Genomic DNA, 3,028 nt, shown 5'->3' on the forward strand with positions numbered 1-3,028 from the left:
TTCAAGCTAACACGCTTCTGATAAATGGACGATTGATCATTCAAAATAAATTAAACTTATCACCTAAAGCTCAAGTTCCTTCAGCACCTAATACGGTATCTAAAGGAAGGCCACCATTAATGGCTACATTCAACTGTCCATGCCAAAAGCCATTTCTCTTCAGGTTTTCTTCCAAGTCCAAGCGTTTGGTTTCGCGAACTTTGGCAAGATCGGCTTCATCCGGTCCCTCTTCTTGGATTTTCCTAATTTGCTCCCAAACAGCAGCCGTTAATTTTTCTACTGCCTCAGGCCCACAAGGAAATGAAATGGAAAAGTTAAATCGTTCTTCAGGAATCCGACTTAAACTTCCTCTGGCTCCTACTCCATATACGCCACCAATTTCTTCCCTTAAGGTCTCAATAAGTTTGATCGTTAGGATTTCACCCAAATATGAAAGTTGCTGAGACTTGGCCAAGTCGTAAGCAGTTTCACCACTAAAGTATAAGATCACCTGGCTTTTTTCGTCCATACCCACTTTTATGGTTTCCTTGCGGTCTTGGGGAGGAGTCAAACCCAAATCAACGAAATTTTCTCTTTTAGAAGAGTCTCCCGGTAAACTTCCCAAATATTGAGTAACTAAAGGAAGCATTTCTTCTATATCAATATTACCGGTAAACAACACATTAAAGTCGGCAGCATTGGCAAACCTTTCCTTATAAATCTGGACACTTTTATTTAAGCTTATGGAATCCAATTGTCCGGCTGTATATATCCCCCTTCCTCTTGGGTTCCCATTGCTAATTATTTCATTCACCCGTTTATTGAATTGAAAATCAGGATTTACACTGGCACTTTCAAGTTGGTTTTTTTGATTGGCAATAAACACATCCCATAATGACTGATCCATCCTTGGAGAAGTAAAATATAAATGAATAAGTTGAAGGGTCATTTCAAAATCTCCGGGAGTAGTGGCACCGGTAATGCGCTCAGAATAGGTACTGATATTGGGTGTAACCTGAACATTTCTTCCTGCCAAAACCTTTTTTAGTTGAGAAGGAGAAAAATCACCAATTCCCATTACATTGATGGCTGTCCCGGAATAATTAGCGCTATAATGATCCTCTAGGGGATACAAAGAAGTTCCTCCTTTACTACTGGCAGTAAAAATTATTTCATTGTTTTTAAAATCGGTTGGCTTAAAATAAACCTTCATTCCATTGCCTAAGGTCACCGTGGTAACATTGACCTCTTTATTGTAAGCCTGATCAATCACCTCGCCTTTCTTGGGTTTGGAAAGCAATAATTCATCTCTCAGCAATTCCTCTTTATAAGGCTTTGTTTGAATGCTTGCTGCGCTTTCCAAAACCTCTATAAGCTCAGCCTTTTTAGGTAAGCTCTCTTTGTCTTTTTCCGGTGCAGAAACAATCAATACAATATTGTCATTTCGGATCAATTCATCTGCCAATCTGTTGACATCATCAAGTGTTATTTCAGGAATGATTTCCTGGTAAAACCGATACCTGTTTTCAGGCCCATCGGCAAAACTTTGATTAAGGAAATGAGATACATACCTGCCTACCAAGGTTCTTGACTCAACTTTGTCCTTTTCCATGAAAGATTTTTCCGCACTATTCAATAATGACCTTTTAACCCTGTCCAATTCACTTTGAGTAAAGCCATGGTCAACTACCCTCTGGTTTTCAGTAATAAAGGACAATAAACCCTCCTTAAGTTTACCTGGCCCTACCACGCCTGAGATGGTGAAAAAGTCCAATGGTTTAACCAGGTTACCATACCTGGCACCAGCAAAAATAAAAGGAGCGTCCGCTTGCTGCCTGATCTCATCTAAGCGTTGGGTAATCATCCCGCCAAACATTGTTCTCAGGATCCTGCCTTTGTAATCACCATAATTTATGGAAGGTTTGGCTTTGTGTTTATAATAAAGTTGTACCTGTATACCGGGTGCCTCTTCATCTGTAATAATTTTAACAAAATTCTCTTTATGGCCAGGCACGTCATAATATTCACGAGCCGGAGCATTTTCCGGGTTTTCTAGATCAGAAAAATATTCTTTGATAAGTCCCTCAACTTTTTCCGTAGGCACATCTCCTACGGCCACAACTGCCATCAGCTCCGGACGGTACCAGTCTTTGTAAAATTTTCTAACCAAAGCGTCTGCTGCATTTCTAATGATCTCCATTTTGCCAATAGGCATCCTTTGTGCATAGCGGCTTTCATGCAACAATACCGGCAGGTATGCATCCCTTAATCGCTGCCCTACCCCTTGTCCTGTTCTCCACTCTTCTACTACGATACCTCGTTCGGCATCGATATCTTCAGTATTCAATAAAAGACCTCCTGCCCAATCCCTCATCACTTGAAAGCCATTGGTCAGTTTTTCTTGTTCATCAGTAGGTATTGGCAACTTGTAGACTGTCTCATCAAAGCTTGTGTAGGCATTTAAATCACTTCCAAAAGCCACCCCTATGGATTGTAAATAGCTGATTAACTCATTTTTTTCAAAATGCTCAGATCCATTGAAAGCCATGTGCTCCACAAAATGAGCCAGACCTAGCTGTCTTTCATCTTCTTGCATGGCACCGGCTTTGAGCGCCAATCGTAATTCCAGTTTGTTTTCCGGTTTCGGATTGTGTTGAATATAATAAGTTAAACCATTCTCCAACCGCCCAATTTTTACATGTTCATCTAGGGGAACCAAAGCATCAAGGTTTACCTGAGCATAAGACAAAGATTGAAGTGTCCCTAATAGGAACAAGAAAAATAATGGTTTGAAAATTTTCATCCGGAAGTAGTTCTATCAGTAAAGTTGGATTTATAAACTACTAAATAACGTAAAAAACCACTGAATTTCCATAGCTGTAGAGAATCATAATTATGATACCAACATGCCAAGACCTTATTTTTAGGATAAATGACTATTCCTGACGATATTTATTTTCCTAACATTTACTTTCACTTAACGATAGACATGAATTTGCGATTAATTCTTTTGCCTTTAATTGTTGTATGGTTTGTTTCCTGTACTTCA

At 39.5% G+C, this 3,028-nt stretch carries 1 protein-coding gene; it reads right to left on the bottom strand.

Annotation, left to right across the window (positions count from 1 at the left end):
- Positions 1 to 70 precede the first annotated feature (70 nt).
- Positions 71 to 2,782, bottom strand: a complete 2,712-nt coding sequence (locus AAC037_RS22735; RefSeq protein ID WP_339905845.1) for an insulinase family protein — start codon at positions 2,780 to 2,782, stop codon at positions 71 to 73.
- Between the last annotated feature and the right edge of the window lie 246 nt (positions 2,783 to 3,028).

Origin of the sequence: uncultured Cyclobacterium sp. (assembly GCF_963976465.1) — a bacterium.
Classification (GTDB): Bacteria; Bacteroidota; Bacteroidia; order Cytophagales; family Cyclobacteriaceae; genus Cyclobacterium.

Excerpts from the sequence above, each read along its gene's own strand:
- AAC037_RS22735 (WP_339905845.1), bottom strand. The coding sequence starts at position 2,782 with ATGAAAATTTTCAAACCATTATTTTTCTTGTTCCTATTAGGGACACTT.